Genomic DNA, 18,456 nt, shown 5'->3' with positions numbered 1-18,456 from the left:
GAGTCCGTTTTGCGTGCTTTGCCCGGCATCTTTTCGCGATCTTGGTGAGTTGACCACCTCCCCAGGTGGGCAACTCACCAAGATCGGCCCCACCGCCCTTCCCTCGGTTGACGGATCGCGGAAATGGGCGCGGACAGCCAAGAAAGAGGCTCCCGGACGGCCAAGATCGCGCCGTCCGGCGGCGATTTCCCAAGATTCACGTCGATCATTGCGGGATGGCTCCAACGGCCGGCAGTGACCGGCCGGATCTCGCGGCGAAGGCGGGAAACACGCGCGCAGGCGACTTGACATCGACGCCCAGGCAACAACCGAGAAAGAGACTCTCCGGCGGCGTCGATATTCCACATGAGCTGGTGAAAGGGGTCGTCGCTCACGCGGAGCTCCGGCCGGTCGGGTTTCGAAGGTGGGCGCGTACGGAACCCGCCACGTGAGCGGCCATCGCGGCGATAGGCCACGTAGGCGACCACGACACTGCCACCGTGCGTACCCGCCCGCCCTAATAGGACCGCGACCACCCGCCCGGCGCGACCGAAAGTGGGGACGACGGGCCGGGACCGGCGGCACATGAGGACGTGGCAACCCGCCCGGCCTGCCCGGGCACCGATCTAACTCGAAAGTAGACCTACTTCCTCCCGATTAGGGCCGCTTCGCGCAGCGGAGCGGCAGGGACTCAGCCCGGCGGGCGCGGCAAAGGCCGAAGCGGGCACCGGGCTCGCGCCGACCGGACGGGACGGTCCAGATGAGGCGGGACGAGGTCACGCGTACCGCAAAAGGAATCAAACGCGGACCTCGACCACGAACGATCTTCAGCCGCGGCGGATGTAGACGGTCACCACGCCCAGCGCACACAGCATGATCAACGCGAAGGCCCCGACCGCGGAGTACGCGAGACCGGCGGGGATCGCCCCGTAGGCCGCGGCGCCGATGATCCCGGTCAGCCCCACGGCGGACGCCCCGGCGACGGTGAGCGAGGTCTTGATGACCCCGGCCCGATGATCGGGACTCTCCTGTCGGCGGCCCGGCCGATTGGATAACGTACTCATGTTGCTCCCCTGGTGATGGTCCTCGCACGGTCGTTTCCGGTACCGAGCAACTCGACGGCCCGCCTGCCAGCGGGCCGTCGCCTGTCCTACCGATCGGTACACCCGCCCAGTCTGCCGTCCCTGACAGCCGCCGGGCCCCGGATCGGACGCCGCCTGACAAAGGTTGACCGGCGATAATTCGCAGATGGTGACTCAGTGGAGCACGCGCTGCACCCCACTGACCCGGTCGGTGAATCCGCGGGAGTAGATGCTTAGATCCTCGATCATGGCGGATCTGCATGTTTCGAAGAAGGCGGCCGCCCTCGCGGTCACGGTGCTGGCCGTCGTCGCCGGGGCCGCGGTGTTCTGGCCGGAGCGGGAGCGGCCCGCCACCGCGACGCCGCAGCCGAGCGCCAGCCCCTCCTACTACAGCCCGGAGGCCGAGGCGCGGGCCGACATCAAGGAGGCCTTCGACGCACAGGCGAAGGCGCTGGTCGCCGGGGACGAGCGAGGCTGGCTGGCGCCGCTCGACCCGGCCCTGCACGGCAGGTTCCGGATGCTCTATCGCAACCTGCGAACCCTCGAGGTCAGTCACGCCCAAATCGACTTCCTCTTCCGGGAGTACGGCGAGTCTCAGGTGTCCGTCGGTGTGGAGCTCGGCTACTGCCTGAGCGCTGTCGAGTGCGCGTCCTGGGTCTCCGGCGCCGGCTCCGGCCCACCGAAGATGTTCTACACGCTGTCGATGGCGCGCCGCGACGGCTCCTACATCGCGACCGCCGTCGAGAAGTCGCCCCTCCTCAATCATCTGGAACCGGCCCCCTGGCAAAGCGCTGATCTGCGGTTCCTCCGAGGCTCGCGGGTCATCGTCGCGGCGCCGGCCAAGTTGGCGAAGCAGCTGCCGCGGGTGCTGCGCCTCGCCGAGAAGGCCGCCGCGGTTGCCGACCGTTTCGCGGCCGCCACCGGCACCCCGCCGAAGCGTTACCGGGTCTATCTCGCCGACGACAAGGCTTGGAAGACCTGGTACGGCGGGGAGAAGAGGAAATGGGTGGCCGGCTACCACAAGTCTCTGAACCAGACCGGAAGCGACCTCGTCCTGAACGCCGGCAGGGTGCTGGACTCCGACCGCCAGCTGCGCGAGACGATCCAGCACGAGATGGGGCACGCCGTCACCCTGCTGCCGGCCGTCTACTGGGCCGATGACGATGAGGACTGGCTGGTCGAGGGCATCGCCGAGTACATCGGGTCCGCACCGGCCGAGGCGCCGAACACCGGCAGCGCCTCGGTGCTGCGCCGGTCCTTCGCCAGGCGCGGCGCCCCGAAGTCGATCGTCCTGCCCGGGCTGACCGGGAAGAGTGACGATCTGACCGTCCACACCATGTACGCGCACAGCCACATGGCCACGGGCTGCCTCGCCGATCGGTACGGTGAGCGCAAGCTGCTCGACTTCGCCTACCGGGTCCTGCGGCGCGGTGAGGAAGTCGACGCGGCGTCACGTGCCTCGTTCGGGAAGCCCTTCACCGTCGTCGACAAGACATGCGTGGCCTGGATCAGAAAAAAGATCTGAACCGCCGATGAGTTCCGGCCAGTCCGCCGGTCCACCCATCGATAGACACACGACGCGAGAGAGGCGCCACCATGGCTAAGGTCATCTCCACCCTGTTCATCTCGGCCGACGGTGTGGCCGAGATCGACCCGGACTGGCACTTCCCGTACTTCGACGAGAACATGGGCCGGGCCGTCACCGAGGACTACGAGACGGCCGACGTGCTGCTGCTGGGCCGGGAGACGTACGACAGTTTCGCCGGCGCCTGGCCGGATCGGGAGGCCGCCGGCGGCGAGGACGCCGGGTTCGCCAAGCAGCTCGGTGACACCCGCAAGGTGGTGGCATCGCGGCAGCGGCTGGAGTTCTCCTGGCGCAACTGCGAGCTGATCGACGGCGACCTGCTGTCGGCCGTGACGGCGCTCAAGGCCGACGCCGGGGTGAAGGGCGTGCTCATCCCCGGCTCGATCTCGGTGGTGCAGCAGCTTCTGGCCGCGGGTCTGGTCGACGAGCTGCGGCTGCTGGTGCACCCGGTGGCCGCCCGTAAGGGGCGCAGGCTGTTCGACGAGGGCGACGCGGCCTACCACCTGCGGGTGATCGCCACCGAGGCGTACCCGACCGGCGTGATCCGGGTGATCTACGCGCCCACCGAGGCGCCCGCGCCGGCCGGTTACGACGACGCGAAGGGGCAGCTCGACGCGGAGTGACGCGGCTGCCGTCCGGCGGCGGCCCGGACCGTGTCCACCGCGGTGGAGTTGCTGACCACGGTCGGCGAGGCGCTGTCCGGGGCGCCTACCGTCGCGCGGCCGCGGTGAGGGTGGCGTGCAGGGCGGCGAGCAGCCGGTCGGCGGTGAACGGCTTGCCGACCACGGTCACGTCCGGATCGAGCTGCCCCTGGTCGGTCATCAGCGGGTCGGCGTACCCGGACATGTAGAGCACCGGCGTGCCGGGCCGTTCCGCGGTCAGCGCCGCGGCCAGTTCCGGCCCGTTCATGTGCGGCATGACCACGTCGGTGAGCAGGGCGTGGATGGTGCCGGGATGGTCGCGGGCGACGCGCAGCGCGGCACGCCCGTCGCCTGCGGCCAGAACCGTGTAACCCGCCCGGTTCAGGATGCGCCGGGCGGCCTCGCGGACGCCGTTCTCGTCGTCGGCGATCAGGACGGTCTGCCCGGTGCCGGCGGACGCGGCCGCGGGTGGCGTGGATCCGGCCGCGGGCTCGTCGGTGGCGGGCAGGTAGAGGTGCACCGTGGTGCCGTTGCCCGGCGAGGATTCCAGCACCAGCTCGCCGTGGGCCTGGCGGAGGATGCCGTACGCGGTGGCGAGCCCCAGACCCGTACCGTGACCTTTGGGTTTGGTGGTGAAGAACGGCTCCACGGCGCGCTCCAGCACCTCGGGGCTCATGCCGTGCCCGGTGTCGTGGACGGCGATGTGCACGTTGTCCCCGTCGTTGTCGGCGGTCAGGGTGAGCGCACCGCCGTCGGGCATCGCGTCGCGGGCGTTGCTGGCGAGATTGATCAGGATCCGGGTGAGCTGGCCGCCGTCGGCGACTATGTTGCGCAGGTCCGGGTGCAGGTCGACGCTGACCGTGACGTGCCGGCCGAGCACCGGTTCGAACAGTTCAGTCACCTCGGCGAAGACGGCGTGCAGGTCGAGCACGGTGGGCTGGACGACCTCACGCCCGCCGAAGGAGAGCAGTTCGTGGGCGAGGTGCGCGGCGCGTTTGCCGGCCTGGCTGATCCGGTCCAGGTCGTCGAGCATGTCGCCGGCCTGCTCGGCGGTCAGGGTGGTGCCCACGGCGTCGCGCAGCGCCTCGGCGGTGAACTCGCTGAACGACAGGATGATGTTGAGCATGTTGTTGAAGTCGTGGGCGACGGCGCCGGACAGCCGGGCGAGGCTCTCGAAGCGCTCGGCGATTCGGCGGCGCTCGGCGATCTCGTGCTCGACCACGGCGGTGACGTCGTCGACGGTGGCGACGAATCCGCCCTTCTCGTCGGTGATCTGCCGGATGGTGGTGTGCAGCCAGCGGCGGCCGCCGGGCAGGTCCTGCTCGCCGTAGAAGCTGACCGGCTCGACCGGCAGGCCGTCGTGCAGCAATTCCTCACGGTGCGGCCGGTCGAGGCAGCACATCCAGCCGTGCCCGGCCAGTTGCTCGGGTCCGTAGCCGGTGATGTCGGCCAAGCGCGGGTTGGTGTAGGTCGCGTGCAGCTCGGTGTGCCCGGAGACGATGCCGACCGGCGAGACGTCGGCGAGGGCGTGGAACCGGGCCTCGCTAGCGTCGAGGGCGAGCACCTTCTCCAACAGCTTGGCGTTCACCGTACGCAGATGCTCGGCGCCCACGTCGCCGGCGGTTACGGAGGCGGAAGCGGTGACCGGTTCGGCGTGCAGTGCCCGCTCGACCGCGGCGAGCAGGGCGTCCGGGTCCGCGGACTTGGCGAGAACCTGGGTGACCCCGTACGCGGCTGCCAATGGCAACGCCTCGTCCGGCCGGTAGTTGGCGGTGTAGAGCAGCACCGGGATGTCGGCGGTGCCGGCGTCGGCCCGCAACTGGTGGACGAACTCGTAGCCGTCCATGCCGGGCATCACCACGTCGGCGAGGACCACGTCGGGGTGCAGGCGCCGGGCCAGGTCGAGCGCCTCCGGGCCGCCGGTGGCCTCGATGACGTGGTGGCCCCCGTCGTCGAGGGTGAGGCGGGCGACCTCGCGGTTGGTGGCGCGGTCGTCGACGACGAGCACGGTGGCCATCAGAGCTCCCCCACGCCGGGACCCGGCCGGAAGACGACGGTGCAGACGGTTCCGGCCGGCGAGGTCCGTACGGTCAGGGTGGCGCCGCAGCGGCGGGTGAGGTGCTGGGCCAGGCACAGACCGAGCCCGGTGCCGTGCTCGTCGTGGTCGTGGGCGGCCGTGCCGCGCTCGAACGGCAGGAAGACCCGCTGCTGATCGGCGGGTGACAGGCCGGGGCCGTGGTCGGCGATCTCGACAGCCGGGCCGGTGGCCGCGTCGCCGGGGCGGACGGTGACGTGGATGTCCGGGTGATCGGCGTACCGGACGGCGTTGGCGAGCAGTTCGGTCACGGCCTGGCGGGCGTCGTCGGGATGGGCCAGCGCACGGACCGGGCCGGCCGGCGTCCGTACGATGACGTGCCGGTTTCTCGCCGCGGCGATCTCCTCGGTCGCGGCGACGGCGTCGGCGGCGACCGTGACGCAGTCGACGGGTTCGAGACGGCGCTCATCGGCCGGGGTGGCGCTGTGGGCGAAGGCGATGATGCGCTCGACCGTGCCGAGCAGCTCCGCCGCGCTGTTGTTGATCATATTGAGCTGACGGGCCTGCTGCGCCGGATCGGCCGTGCCGGTGGCGGCCTTGCGTGTCATCAGGCCGGTCAGGCCGATGATGCCGGTGAGCGGTCCGCGCAGCTCGTGGCCGAGCCGGGACAGGGCGTTGCCGGCGAACAGGTCGCCGGGTTCCGGCAACGCCACGACGGCGGCTGTCTGGTCCACATCTTCTCCGCGAGGTAATTTCCTAGATGCGGCTTGTATTCGCATTTTATTGGTGACGCTGGACGTTGTGATGGTTTCTTCGGTGACCGGCATGCGGCACCGGGTGCTGATCTGGCGGATCACGGCGGTGGCGGCCACCGGGATCGGCACGGCGACACTGGCCGGTCATGTGGCGCAGGTCCTCGAATGGTGGTCGATGTCGCCGACCAGTGCCGTTCTGGCCATCACCGGCGGTGCCGCGCTGCTCTTCTCCGGCCCGGTCCAAGCCGCCGGATGGCGCCCCCGGACCGGCCGCTTCCTGGCCCTGCTGATGGTGGCGATCGCGTTCGCCGCGCTGGTGGCGGCCCTGTCCGGTGCGGCCACCCTCGTCGACTGGCTGTCCGGTACGGCGATGCTGCCGCCCACCGGGCCGCCGCCCATACGTGCCCTGGTGGCATACCTGCTGATCGGCATGAGCCTGGTGCTGCTCGACGTCGGGCCCCGCCACGGATACCTGGCCTCGCAACTGCTGGCCGCGGCCGCCGCGCTGGTGATGGGAGTGGCGGAGCTGGCGTCGCTGTTCGGTCTGGTGGCGCTCTACTCGGACACCCTCGTCTGGGTGACCCCGCCCGCCGCGCAGGTCTGCGTGCTGCTGCTGGCCTTCGGGGTGACGGTGAGCCGGCCCGGCGCGCTCGCGGTGCAGGTCTTCGGCGGCCGGTGGCTCGGCAGCCGGGCGGTGCGCCGCCTGGCGCCGGCGGTCGCGGCCGTGGTGGTCCTGATCGCGTTGTCACCGGCGCTCATGGCCCGGATCGGCGTCGACGTCGAAAGCGTCGGGGCCGACATCATCGTGAGCCTGCTGCTGCTCACCCTCTACCTGGTGCTGCTGCGATCCGGCCACATGCTCAACGAGGCCGACCAGCGCCGGCAGGCGGTGATCGCCGAACTGCGCGGCCAGCGCGACTTCAACGACATCGTGCTGACCGCCCTGATCGAGGGGGTGGTGACGCTCGCCCCGGACGGCCGGGTGCTCAGCGCCAACGAGCGCTGGTCGCAGATGACCGGCTACCCGGCCGACGAGGTGATCGGGATCCACCCGCCGTACCCCTGGTGGCCGGACCGTGAACAGGATCTGCAGGTGATCCTGGGCACCGAGGGCCGGATGGAGTTCTCCACCGACATCCAGCGCCGGGACGGCGAGAACCTGCCGATTCTCGCCACCGTCTGCCCGTTGCGCACCGACGATCACCTCAGCATGCTCATCATCACCTGCCGCGACCTGACCGACCGGGACCGGGAACAGGCGGAGCGCCGCCGGATGGCCGAGGAGCTCGACCACTTCTTCACGCTCTCCGGGGACATGCTCTGCATCGCCTCCGCGGACGGCTACTTCACCCGGGTCAACCCGGCGTGGACCCGCACCTTCGGCTACACCCCCGAGGAGGTACGCGAGCGGCCGTACCTGGCGTTCGTGCACCCGGACGACATCGACAACACCGTGCACCAGGTCCGCCTGCTGACCGAGGGCCACACATCGACGATCGATCTGGAGAACCGGTACCGCGCGCGCGACGGCAGTTACCGCTGGCTGAGCTGGAGCGCCACGCCGGCCGCGGTCGGCTCGAGCATCTACGCGGTGGCCCGGGACATCACCGACCAGCGGGCCGCCGGTGAGGCGCAGGCCCGGCTCGCCGCCATCGTCGAGAGCACCGCCGACGCGATCATCGGCCGCAGCCTGGACGGCACCATCCTCAGCTGGAACCCGGCCGCCGAACGCATCTACGGCTACCCGGCCGACGACATGATCGGCCACAACGTGGACGTGCTGTACCCGCCCGCCCTCCGCGACGAGCCGCAACGGATCCGGGCCCAGCTGGTCCGGGGCGAGACGGTCCACGTCCAGGACACCACCCGGGTACGCCGGGACGGCACCGCCGTGCACCTGGCGATCACCATCTCTCCGATCCGTGACCTCAGCGGCGAGGTCGTCGGGGCCGCGTCCATCGCCCGCGACATCACCGACGCCAAACGGGCCGAGAAGCGGTTCCGGCAGCTCGTCCTGAGTGCTCCGGACGCCATGGTGATCGTCGGCACCGACGGCGTGATCCGGCTGGTCAACGATCAGACCGAGAGGCTGTTCGGCTATCTCGGGCACGAACTGATCGGCCGACCGGTGGAGATGCTCGTCCCGAAGCAACTGCACACCGAGCACGCCCAGGATTTCCAGGAGTACCTGCGGGCGCCGGCCGCACGCCAGGTGGACCTGGGCCGGGAGCTGTTCGGGCGGCGGCAGGACGGCACCGAGTTCCCGGTGGAGATCAACCTCGCCCCGCTGGAGACCGAGGACGGCATCCTGGTGTCCGCGGCCATCCGCGACGTGTCCGAACGCCGCCGTACCGAGCAGGCTCTGGCCGCGGCCCGGGACGAGGCGCTGGCCGCGGCGCAAGCCAAGTCGCAGTTCGTGGCCATGGTCAGCCACGAGATCCGGACACCGATGAATGGCGTGATCGGCCTGACCAAGCTCCTTCTGGACACCCCGCTGGAGCCGGTCCAGCGACGGTACGCCGAGTCGATCCGCACGTCCGCCCGGGCGCTGCTGGCCATCATCAACGACATCCTGGACTTCTCCAAGATCGAGGCCGGGAAGATCACCCTGGTTGAGCAGGACTTCGCGCTCGGCGACCTGATCGAACAGGTGGTGCACGCCGCCGCGGCCGGCGCCCGGGACAAGAACGTCGACGTCGTCTCCTATTACCCGGCCGACCTGCCGACCATCGTGCGCGGCGACGAGGGCCGGCTCCGCCAGGTGCTGTTGAACCTGGTCGGCAACGCGGTCAAGTTCACCCACGAGGGGGAGGTGGTGGTCCGGTTGGACCAGCTCGGCCCGCCCCGCGACGACCGGCACCGGTTCACGTTCAGCGTCACCGACACCGGCATCGGTATCGACCCGGAACAGCTGGGCCGGCTCTTCGAGCCGTTCACCCAGGCGGACAGCACGACGAGCCGCGAATTCGGCGGCACCGGGCTGGGGCTGACCATCACCCACCAGCTCGTCGAGTTGATGGGCGGCCACCTCCAGGTGGACAGCGAGCCCGGTCACGGCAGCCGTTTCGAGTTCACCATCACGCTCGCCGGCCCGCCGGACGGCCGAACCGGCGGGCCGTCCCGCAGTGACCTGGCCGCACACCGGACGCTGATCGTCGACACCAACCCGATCAGCCGGCGGTTCCTCACCGAACACGTGCACGCCTGGGGCATGCAGGTCACCACCGCGGCCACCAGCGGTGAGGCGCTCGGGCATCTGCGGACGGCCGGCGAACGCGGGGAGCCGTACGACGTGGTGGTGCTCGACCACCGGCCCCCGGAACTGGACGCGGCCCGGCTCGGCGACGACATCGCCGCCGACCCGATGATCCGGCCGCGCCCGTTCTGCGTGCTGCTCAGCCGCGACCCGACAGCCGAGTACCGGCTGCACGGTGACGTTCTCGCCAAACCGGTCGGCCCGTCCGCCCTCTACAACTGCCTGCTCACCCACTTCGCCGACGACCGGGCCGTCGCTCCGGTGGTGCCACCGGAGGCACCGGCCGGCGGCCGCGGCCGGATCCTGCTCGCCGAGGACAACGAGATCAACCAGATGGTCGCGGTCGACACGCTCAGCGCTCTCGGCTACGAGACCGACATCGCCGTCAACGGCGCCGAGGCGGTCGAACTGGCCAGCAGTCACGAGTACCAGGCGATCCTGATGGACTGCCAGATGCCGCGGTTGGACGGCTACGAGGCCACCGAGCGGCTGCGGCACACCGAACAGCCCAACCAGCACACCCCGATCATCGCGATGACCGCCGGGGTGCTCGCCGAGGACCGGCAGCGAGCACTCCAGGCGGGCATGGACGACTTCCTGGCCAAGCCGATCGACGCCGACAAGCTGCGCGTCACGCTGGACCGTTGGATCCACCCGGACGAGGAGACCGCCGGGCAGAAATAGAGTCTCAGCCCCAGACCTCCGCGGCGGTCTCGGTGATCAGGCGGAGTTTGGCGACCTGCTCGTCGTAGGTGAGCGCGTTGCCCTCGACCGTGGAGGAGAACCCGCACTGCGGCGACAGCGCCAACTGGTCGAGTGGAATGTGGCGGGCCGCCTCGTCGATGCGGCGTTTCAGGTCGTCCTTGGATTCGAGCGCGCCGCGTTTCGTGGTGACCAGGCCGAGCACGACGACCTTGCCCGGCGGGACGAACCGCAGCGGGGCGAAATCGCCGGAGCGTTCGTCGTCGTATTCGAGGAAGAAGCCGTCGACGGCCAGTTCCGAGAAGAGCGCCTCGGCCACGAAGTCGTAACCGCCTTCGGCCGCCCACGAGGAACGGAAATTGCCGCGGCACATGTGGGTGGTGACGTTCAGCCCGGCGGGCCGTCCGGCGATCGCCGCGTTGATCTGCCGGATGTAGCGCAGATGCTGGTGTTCGGCGTCGTCACCCCGTTCGGTGAGCAGCCGCCGCTGGGCCGGGTCGTTGAGATAGGCCAGGCTGGTGTCGTCGAGTTGCAGATAGCGGCAGCCGAGGTCGGCGACCCGCCGCACCTGGTCGGCATAGGCGGCCGACAGGTCCACCCAGAACTGTTCCTCGTCGGCGTAGACGGCCGGATCGATGGCGGCCCGGCCGCCCCGGTAATGCACCATGCTGGGCGACGGGATGGTCAGTTTCGCGGTGATCCCGGGGTCGGTCTGCGCGGCCAGGAAGGCGAAGTCGTCACCGAAGACGGTGTCCTCGAGGCGGATCGGCCCGTCCACCGCGAGGGCCGCCGATTCGAAGTCGAGTTCGCCGTTCTCGTTACGGAAATGCACCTGGATCTTCTCGTCGGTGGGCCGGATCCCACCGAGCCGGTAGATGAAGTCCATGTGCCAGGACGTGCGGCGGAATTCGCCGTCGGTGGCCGAGCGCAGACCGGCGTCGCGCTGCATGCGGACGACCTCGCGGATCGCGTCGTCCTCGACGGCGCGCAGTTCGGCCGGGGTGATCTCGCCGAGGGCGTGCTGTTCACGGGCCTTGAGCAGGCGGGGCGGGCGCAGGAGACTGCCGACGTGGTCGGCGCGGAACGGTGGCGTGTCGCGCACTGGCGTGGCTCCCTTCTTCTCCCCGCCAACCTACGCCGAACAGGCCCGAAATAGGGATGATCTTCGATGGTGGACGCGTGCCGGGTCAGGCGGAGGCGCGCAGCACCAGGGTGGGCTGGAAGATGACCGAACGGGTCGCGCGGCCCGGTTCGTCGATGTGGGCGACCAGCAGCTGGGCCATCTCGGCGGCCATCTCCTCGACCGGCTGCCGGATCGTGGTGAGCTGCGGGCGGCACTCCAGCGCCGGGCTGCTGTCGTCGAAGCCGACGACCGCCACGTCGTCGGGGACGCGGCGGCCGCGGTCCTGCACCGCGCGCAGCGCCCCCTCGGCCATCAGGTCGCTGGCGACGAACAGGCCGTCCAGGTCGGGATGGTCGTCGAGCAGGCGGTGGGCGGCGGCCTCGCCACCGGCCCGGGTGAAGTCGCCGATCACCGCGGGCGCGTCGGCGCCGGCGGCTGTCCGGAACGCCTCCAGGCGCTCGGATCCGGCCGGGATGTCGAGCGGACCGCTGATCGTGGCCAGCCGGCGGCAACCGCGGGCGATCAGGTGCTCGGCGGCGAGCCGGGCGCCGAGCCGCTGGTCCAGGTCGACGTGGCTGACCGGCAGCGGCGCGGCCGGCCGGGACGACAGCACCGCCGGGATGCCGAGCGCGTGGACCTGCCCGGGCAGCGGGTCGTGTTCGCTGGAGCAGATCAGCAGCACCCCGTCGACGTGGCCCTGCCGCAGGTAGCGGATCACCTGATGGTGGTCGGCCGAGTCGGTGGGCACGACCACGAGATGGACGTCGTGCGGCCGCAGCGCGCCGGTCGCGCCCGCGGTGACGCGACCGAAGTACGGGTCGGTGAAGATCCGGTTCAGGAAGGAGTGGTCGTCGGGACGGTCCGGTTCGCTGATCACCAGGGCCACCGAGTTCGACCGGCGGGTGACCAGGCTGCGGGCGGCGACGTTGGGAACGTACCCCGTCGAAGCGATCGCACGCTGGACCGCGTCGCGGATGCCGGGCGCCACCGAGGCCGCGTTGTTGATCACCCGGGAGACGGTGGCCCGGGAGACGCCGGCCGCGGCGGCCACCTGATCCATCGTGGGATGGTGGCCACCGCGGCCGGGTCGTGAACTCATGTGCAAAGTTCTATCAGGGCCGTCCGTCGGTCCCGCACTTGATGATCGGGCGGATGCAGTCGTTCACCCGGCGGGCCATCTCCTCGACCGGCCAGGCGTTGAAGAAGTCGCCGTGCATCGTGAAACCGCCACCGGACGCCAGTCGCAGCCGGGCCGGGTCGCCGGTGACCGGATAGCGCATGACCTGCCGCAACTTGGGCACCACGACCGGGTGGCTGGCCGGGCAGGCGTTGTTCACCGGGTAGGCCATGTGGCTCTTGTGGTCGGTGGAGTCCAGGTTCCGGCCGTCCCAGCAGTGCGGGAAGTCGAGGTACGACTCCAGCATCGACCCGGCCGGGCAGTTGACGAAGTCCGGTGACGAGCCGACGTGCCCGGCGTGCAGGCACGACCAGCGGGAGATGGTGTTGTCCGCCGGGCCGGTGGCCTTGGCGTTTCCGGCCACGATCCGCAGGCCGAGCGGCAGCGGCTGGGTCTGGGCGATCAGGTCGTCGCGGACCCCCTCACCGAGGTAGTAGAAGATGCCGGTGACCGGTTCGACGGGCACGTTGTCGCGGTACAGGGTGGGGATCCAGTACGAGGACTTGTCGATCGACGGGTTGCAGTTGCTGTTCGCGTTGAGCAGCGTGTCGACGGTCGAGTAGGCGTTGGTGCCGGCCGCGCCGAAGAAGCTGTGCATGTGCGAGGCGCCCGGCAGGTTCGGGAAGATGATCGGGTCGTCCGGCAGCCGGTGGCTGAACGGGCAGTCGGCCAGGAACTCGGCGACGCGAACGGCGCCCGGCGGGATGGTCGGGGTGGTTCCGCCGCCCGTTCCGTACACCTGGAACTCGTTGAGCGACACACCCCATTGCGTGGCGCGCGCTCCTGTCTCGAGCCGCACGTAGCGCGCGGTGCCGTTGACGTTGACCGTCTGTTTTCCGCCAGTGCCGGCGGCGGTGCTGTAGAGCGTGGTCCAGCTCTGCGCGTTCGCGGACGCCTTCACCGAGAAACTTCGGGCGTACGCGGACTCCCAGTCCAGCACGATCGAGGTGATCGTGGCGCTGGCGCCGAGGTCGACCTGGAGCCACTGGGGGTCGCTGAAGGCGCTGGACCAGCGGGTTCCGAGGTTGCCGTCGACGGCGTTGGAGGCGGGGAAGGCGGCCGACTCGACGGACGAGGCGGTGGCGGGCTTCCCCTGGGAGAGCAGGGTGTCGGCGGCGGAGGCGGACGTGGCGGTGATGATCAGGTAGGTGGCGAGAACGGCGGCCACCGCGCCGGCGAATAGGCGCCTCATTGGTAGACCCTCACGTAGTCGACGAGCATGCGGCTGGGGAACGGGGTGGTGGCGTCGATCGGGCCGGGGAAGTCGCCGCCGACGGCCAGGTTGAGGATCAGGTAGAACTTGTGGTCGTAGATCCACGGTCCGCGGGTGTTCTCCACGGTCTCCTTGGCGGCGTCGAAGACCAGGCGCCCGTCGAGGAAGAACCGGATGCCCTTGCTGTCCCACTCGGCGGCCCAGACGTGGAAGTCCTGCGAAAGGTCGACGGTCGCGTACTTCTGGCCATAGCCGCCGGCGCCGTTGTAGGCCGGGGCGTGCAGCGTGGAGTAGGCCTCGGAGGTGTTGCGGCCGAGGACCTCCATGATGTCGATCTCGCCGTTGTACGGCCACGGCCGGCCCGACAGGAAGTCGTCGCCCATCAGCCAGAACGCCGGCCACAGCCCGTTGCCCTTGGGCACCTTGACCCGCGCCTCGATCCGGCCGTACTGGACGTGGAACTTGTTGCTGGTGTTCATCCGGTGCGAGGTGTACTGGCGGCCCTGGTAATCCTGGCGGCGGGCCTCGATGACGAGCTGGCCGGCGCCGTTCATGGACGCGTTCTCACTGTTGGGCGTGTAGTACTGGACCTCGCCGTTCTGCGGGACGCCCGGATCCATCGTCCACTTCGCGCCGTCCGGTTTGCTGCCGGCCGCGCCGTTGAACTCGTCGGAGAAGACCAGGCGGGTGGCCGGGAAGATCGGGTCGGCGGGTTTGGCGGGCGGGGTGGTGGGGTTGCCGCCGGTGCCGTAGATGCTGAACTCCCAGAGTGAGTAGCCATACGGGCCGCTGCGGGCGGTGCCGTACATCCGCACGTAACGCCCGGTGCCGGTGGCGTTGATGACGTCCTTGAGGCCGTCGCCGGTCGTCGTCGAGTAGATGGGCGTCCAGTTCACGTTGTCCGCGGACACCTGGATCTGGTAACCGCGGGCGTAGGCCGGGTCCCACTGGAGGACGACCTGGCGGATCTGGGCGGTCGCGCCGAGGTCCACCGAGATCCAGCCAGGATCGGCCCAGCCGTTGGTGGAGCTGGTGGCCCAGCGGCTGGCCGGATCGTTGTCGAACGCCTTGTCCGGGCTGCACGGGTTGCAGTTGACGTCGTTCTGCCAGGTGGAGGCGAGGGCGGGCTTGGCGTACGAAAGCAGTCCCGACGTCCCGGGATCAGAGGAGCCGGAGTAGACCTGGAACTCCCAGAACGAGTAGCCGTACGCCTCGAGCGCCCGCTGCGTCAGGTTGATCCGCACGTAGCGGGCGGTGCCGGAGAGCGTGATGCTCTGCTGGCCGCCGGCGCCGGTCGTGGTGCTCCAGGCGTTGGTCCAGGCGCTGCCGTCGGTGGACAGCTGGATGGTGAAGGCGCGGGCGTAGGCGGCCTCCCAGTTGATCGCGACCCGGCTGACCGCGGTGGCGGCGCCGAGGTCGACCTGGAACCACTGGGTGCCGGTGAACGCGCTGGCCCAGCGGGTGCCGTTGTTGCCGTCGACCGCCTCCGGCGCCAGGTAGGCGCCGGCGATCTCGGTGGACGAGGCGGTGGCGGGCTTTCCCTGGGAGACGAGGACCTCGGCGGCGTTCGCGGGTCCGGAGGGGACCGCGACGAGCGCGGCCAGCAGCGCGGCGACGGATAACAGACGACGTCTCATGCGGGGAACTCCTCGGGGGATGTTTCACGCTTGTGAAAGCGCTCTCTTGCCGGACACTGTGAACCGGGCGTTAAAGGCTGTCAATGCTCGGCAAACCCCGGTGAAGCGCTTTCACAACCGCCACCGAGAGCATCGCCCCAGGTCAATGGGGTACGCCCTCGGCGGCGGGCCGGGAAGTTCCGGAACCTCAGCTGCGGTAGACGCCGAATTCGTAGAGCGAGTAGCCGTACGCGGTGGCCCGCACGGTGCCGTTCACCCGGACGTAGCGGCCGGAGCCGTTCACCGTGAGCGTGTCGAAGCCGCCGTCACCGGCCGTCGTCGAGTACACGGTCCGCCAGGTGGCGCCGTCGTCGGAGGCCTGCACGGTGTACGCCTTCGCGTACGCCGCCTCCCATGCGAGCCGCACCCGGTCGAACGACTGCACCGAGCCGAGATCGACCTGGAGCCAGGCGGAGTCCACCCATTCGCTGGCCCAGCGGGTGCCGTAGTCGCCGTCGACCGCGTACGACGGAAGCTGCGGCCCGTTCGTGCCGGTCGGCTGGTAGCTGGACGCCGATGTGGACCTCCCACGGGACAGATCCGTGCCCGGGGCCGGCGGCGGGACGACCCGGAACGAGCGCTGTTCGATGCCGACGTTGCCGTGGCCGTCGTAGGCGTACACGTACACCTTCCAGACCCCGAGCGTCTCCGGCGCCCGTACCGTGAACTGGCCGTTGCCGGTCTGGCTGAAAGTCAGATGCCGCAGCCCCCGGTTGGCGTTGATGTGCTTGTCACCGGCCATCAGGTTGTAGCGGATCAGATCGCCCTGCGGATCGGTGGCGGTGGCGCTGACCGTGAACGTGCCGCCCGCCAGGACCGCCGTCTGCGTGCCGACCGTCATGGCGGTGATCTCCGGTGGCGTGTTCGGCGCGGTCTGCCCGGTATAGGCCTGCCGCATGGCGTGGTAGCCGAGCCGCCGCCAGCCGCCGGTCGTGGTGTTCAGCCACACCCCGCCGAAGTCGTTCTCGATGCCGTAGTGGAACTCGGTGGCGCCCAGGGCCACGCCCGGATGCCCCTTGATCGCGTTCCAGCTGTACGTGTACCCGGCCTTCTTCTGCAGGTCGGTGGGCTCGTTCGGCACCCCGTTGACGTCGTTGGGCACCTCCCACTCCCCCGCCGGGCCGCCCTCGGTCAATATGTACGGCTTGGTGTGTCCACCCGCGATCCAGTCACGTTTCACGGTGTCGATCGCCCCGTACGAGTTGACCGCGAGCAGATCCAGCGCCGGAGCGTGCGGCTTGTAGTAGGTCCACGCGTGGGTGTACGCGTCGGTCGAGGTGACCGGGTGGTTCGGGTCGGCCGCGTGGATCGCCTCGGCGACCTCGTTCACGAACTTGGCGTACGCCACCCGCCGCGCCTCGACCACATCGGCGGCCAGCCCGTAGTTCTGCATCTCCAGGATGACCTCGTTGCCGACGTCCCAGAGCAGCACCCCGGAGCGGCCCTTCAGCTCGTTCACCTTGGCGACGATCTCGCTCTTCACCGCCGTCTTGTACGCGCTGTCGTTCACGTAGTCGGTGCCGTGGTTCAGCCACAGCCCGACGATCACCTTGATCCCGTGGCGGGCCGCCGTGTCCAGAAGCAGCGGGGTGCCGGCGTCCGGCCCCCAGATGCGGATCGTGTTGACGCCCATGTTCCTGAGATCGCGCATGTAGCCGTCGGCCGCCGCCTGCGGCGGACCGTAGGTCATGCCCTTGACCTCCCACGGCGTCCCGTTGACGGTGAGCTGCCAGTTGCCCTGGCTGCCGGTAACCTTCACGACGCTGGGCCCGGCCGGGACCGGCGGGTCGGTCATCGCCGGAGCGGTGGTCCCGGCGGCGCGGGCGACGGTGACCGAGTCGACGCTGAGCACGCCGCCCGAGGTGGTCTCCGGGGTGGGTGTGGTGAATCCGGCGATCGCGTTCGGCAGCGACCCGCCGATCGCCAGGTCGAACCGCAGGTAGAAGCCGTGGTGCACGGCCTGCTGCCAGGCCGCGACGCCGACCTGCGACTCGCGGACCACCCAGGTCTGCCGTCCGTCGAGGTAGAAGCGGATCTCCTCGTCGGTCTTCGTGCGGTCGATGATCTGGGTGTACTCGTGGTAGCCGCTCTGGCAGCCCACGCAGGACGCGAACCCGGAGGACCGGCCGTCGTACTCGTTGCAGGGCCCGCCCGGCGCGGTGCCGCAGTGCAACGTCTGGGAGAGCTGGTCGCGGCCGTTGACGCCGGTCATGATGTCGGTCTCGCCGACGCTGGGCCAGTTGGTGAAGTTGCCACGGTAGGCGGCGCCGGTGGCGCGGAAGCCCGGCCAGTAGCCGGCGGCGTTGGCGACGTCCGGCTGCCTCAGCACGGCGGTGAACCTGAGCTGCTCGCCGGGCTGCGGGGCGAAATCGGCGCGCTGTGTCTCGATCCGGCCGGAGGTCCATTTGCCGGCGCTGTCACGGATCGCCTTGAGGTTCAACCTGCCCGCGCCGTCGAGGGAGACGTTGGCCGTCGCGCTGCTGGCGGTCTCCACCGAGCCGGTGCCCCAGTTGGCGGCGCCGCCCGGGTACTGGGTGCCGGTGCGCAGCAGCCAGTTCGCGGCGCTCGGGCCAGTGCCGGCCGGGCCGTCGAAGGTGTCGCTCCAGATCGTGGTGAACTGGTCCGGGGGTTGGGTTCCGCCGCCGCCGAAGACCTGGAACTCCCACAGCGAGTAGCCGTAGCCCGTGCCGCGCTGCGTTCCGGCCAGCCGCACATAGCGGCCGGTTCCGGAGACACTGTGCTCCTCGGTGCCTCCGGCACCGTTCGTCACGGCCTTGAGGGTGCTCCAGGAGGTGCCGTCGTTCGAGGTCTGGATCTGGTACGCCCTGCCGTACGCGCCCTCCCAGGTGAGCACGATCCGGTTGATGGCGACCGCCGACCCGAGGTCGACCTGGATCCACTGCGGATCGGCGAAGGCGCTGGACCAGCGGGTGCCGAGGTTGCCGTCGAAGGCGTTGGCCGGGCTGTAGCCGGGTCCGTCGACCTCCTGCGACGAGGCGGTGGCCGGCTTCCCCTGTGACAGCGGCACGTCGGCGGCGGTGGCCGGGGACACGGCGGTGAGGCCGAGGAATGTCGCGGTGACCGCGACGAGGAGCAACAGCCGTCTATACATGATCACACCAATGGGTAAGGGGATGGAAAGCGCTCTCCAAGCGAGGAGATTGTTTCGCCCATGTTGCCGCGCGTCAATAAGGAAGCATTGACAGGATTGGTTCCGGAACCGGAGACTGCG

The 18,456-nt window shown here is 69.9% G+C and carries 11 protein-coding genes; 3 read left to right on the top strand and 8 right to left on the bottom strand.

Annotation, left to right across the window (positions count from 1 at the left end):
• Positions 1–806: 806 nt before the first annotated feature.
• Positions 807–1,043: a hypothetical protein gene (locus IEZ13_RS09630; RefSeq protein WP_183220411.1), complete on the bottom strand. Its 237-nt coding sequence runs from the start codon at positions 1,041–1,043 to the stop codon at positions 807–809.
• A gap of 265 nt (positions 1,044–1,308) precedes the next feature.
• On the opposite strand from IEZ13_RS09630, the gene IEZ13_RS09625 reads away from it, so the two are divergent.
• Together IEZ13_RS09625 and IEZ13_RS09620 are read left to right on the top strand one after the other, a co-directional pair.
• Positions 1,309–2,586, top strand: coding sequence for a hypothetical protein (locus IEZ13_RS09625; RefSeq protein WP_183220409.1), 1,278 nt, complete (start codon positions 1,309–1,311; stop codon positions 2,584–2,586).
• A gap of 71 nt (positions 2,587–2,657) precedes the next feature.
• Complete coding sequence (locus IEZ13_RS09620) at positions 2,658–3,269, top strand: dihydrofolate reductase family protein (protein WP_183220408.1); 612 nt, start codon at positions 2,658–2,660, stop codon at positions 3,267–3,269.
• Positions 3,270–3,354: 85 nt separating this feature from the next.
• On the opposite strand, the gene IEZ13_RS09615 is transcribed toward IEZ13_RS09620, so the two are convergent.
• A complete protein-coding gene (locus IEZ13_RS09615) occupies positions 3,355–5,304 on the bottom strand; it encodes a hybrid sensor histidine kinase/response regulator (protein WP_183220407.1) in 1,950 nt (649 codons plus the stop codon).
• Entirely contained in the window at positions 5,304–6,056 is a 753-nt protein-coding gene (locus tag IEZ13_RS09610) for a sensor histidine kinase (RefSeq protein WP_183220406.1), read from the bottom strand. Before IEZ13_RS09610 ends, IEZ13_RS09615 begins: the two co-directional genes overlap by 1 nt.
• Positions 6,057–6,108: 52 nt before the next feature.
• On the opposite strand from IEZ13_RS09610, the gene IEZ13_RS09605 reads away from it, so the two are divergent.
• The gene (locus IEZ13_RS09605) at positions 6,109–10,017 is read left to right on the top strand and encodes a PAS domain S-box protein (RefSeq protein ID WP_183220405.1); all 3,909 of its coding nucleotides are present in this window, start codon (positions 6,109–6,111) and stop codon (positions 10,015–10,017) included.
• Positions 10,018–10,021: 4 nt separating this feature from the next.
• Here IEZ13_RS09605 and IEZ13_RS09600 read toward each other — a convergent pair whose 3' ends face one another.
• From IEZ13_RS09600 to IEZ13_RS09580, 5 genes are all read right to left on the bottom strand, one after another.
• Entirely contained in the window at positions 10,022–11,137 is a 1,116-nt protein-coding gene (locus IEZ13_RS09600) for a 5-methyltetrahydropteroyltriglutamate--homocysteine S-methyltransferase (protein ID WP_183220404.1), read from the bottom strand.
• An 85-nt stretch (positions 11,138–11,222) separates the two neighbouring features.
• Entirely contained in the window at positions 11,223–12,218 is a 996-nt protein-coding gene (locus IEZ13_RS09595) for a LacI family DNA-binding transcriptional regulator (RefSeq protein ID WP_183220403.1), read from the bottom strand.
• Positions 12,219–12,270: 52 nt separating this feature from the next.
• Positions 12,271–13,527 carry a DUF1996 domain-containing protein gene (locus IEZ13_RS09590; RefSeq protein ID WP_183220402.1) on the bottom strand — a complete coding sequence of 419 codons (1,257 nt, stop codon included), beginning with the start codon at positions 13,525–13,527 and terminating at the stop codon, positions 12,271–12,273.
• Positions 13,524–15,185, bottom strand: coding sequence for a galactose-binding domain-containing protein (locus tag IEZ13_RS09585; RefSeq protein WP_183220401.1), 1,662 nt, complete (start codon positions 15,183–15,185; stop codon positions 13,524–13,526). Before IEZ13_RS09585 ends, IEZ13_RS09590 begins: the two co-directional genes overlap by 4 nt.
• A gap of 187 nt (positions 15,186–15,372) precedes the next feature.
• Positions 15,373–18,336 carry a galactose-binding domain-containing protein gene (locus IEZ13_RS09580; RefSeq protein WP_183220399.1) on the bottom strand — a complete coding sequence of 988 codons (2,964 nt, stop codon included), beginning with the start codon at positions 18,334–18,336 and terminating at the stop codon, positions 15,373–15,375.
• Positions 18,337–18,456 lie beyond the last annotated feature (120 nt).

The sequence above is a fragment of the Actinoplanes campanulatus genome (assembly GCF_014647795.1).
Lineage (GTDB): Bacteria > Actinomycetota > Actinomycetes > Mycobacteriales > Micromonosporaceae > Actinoplanes > Actinoplanes campanulatus.
This window is presented reverse-complemented; position numbering and strand designations above follow the sequence as displayed.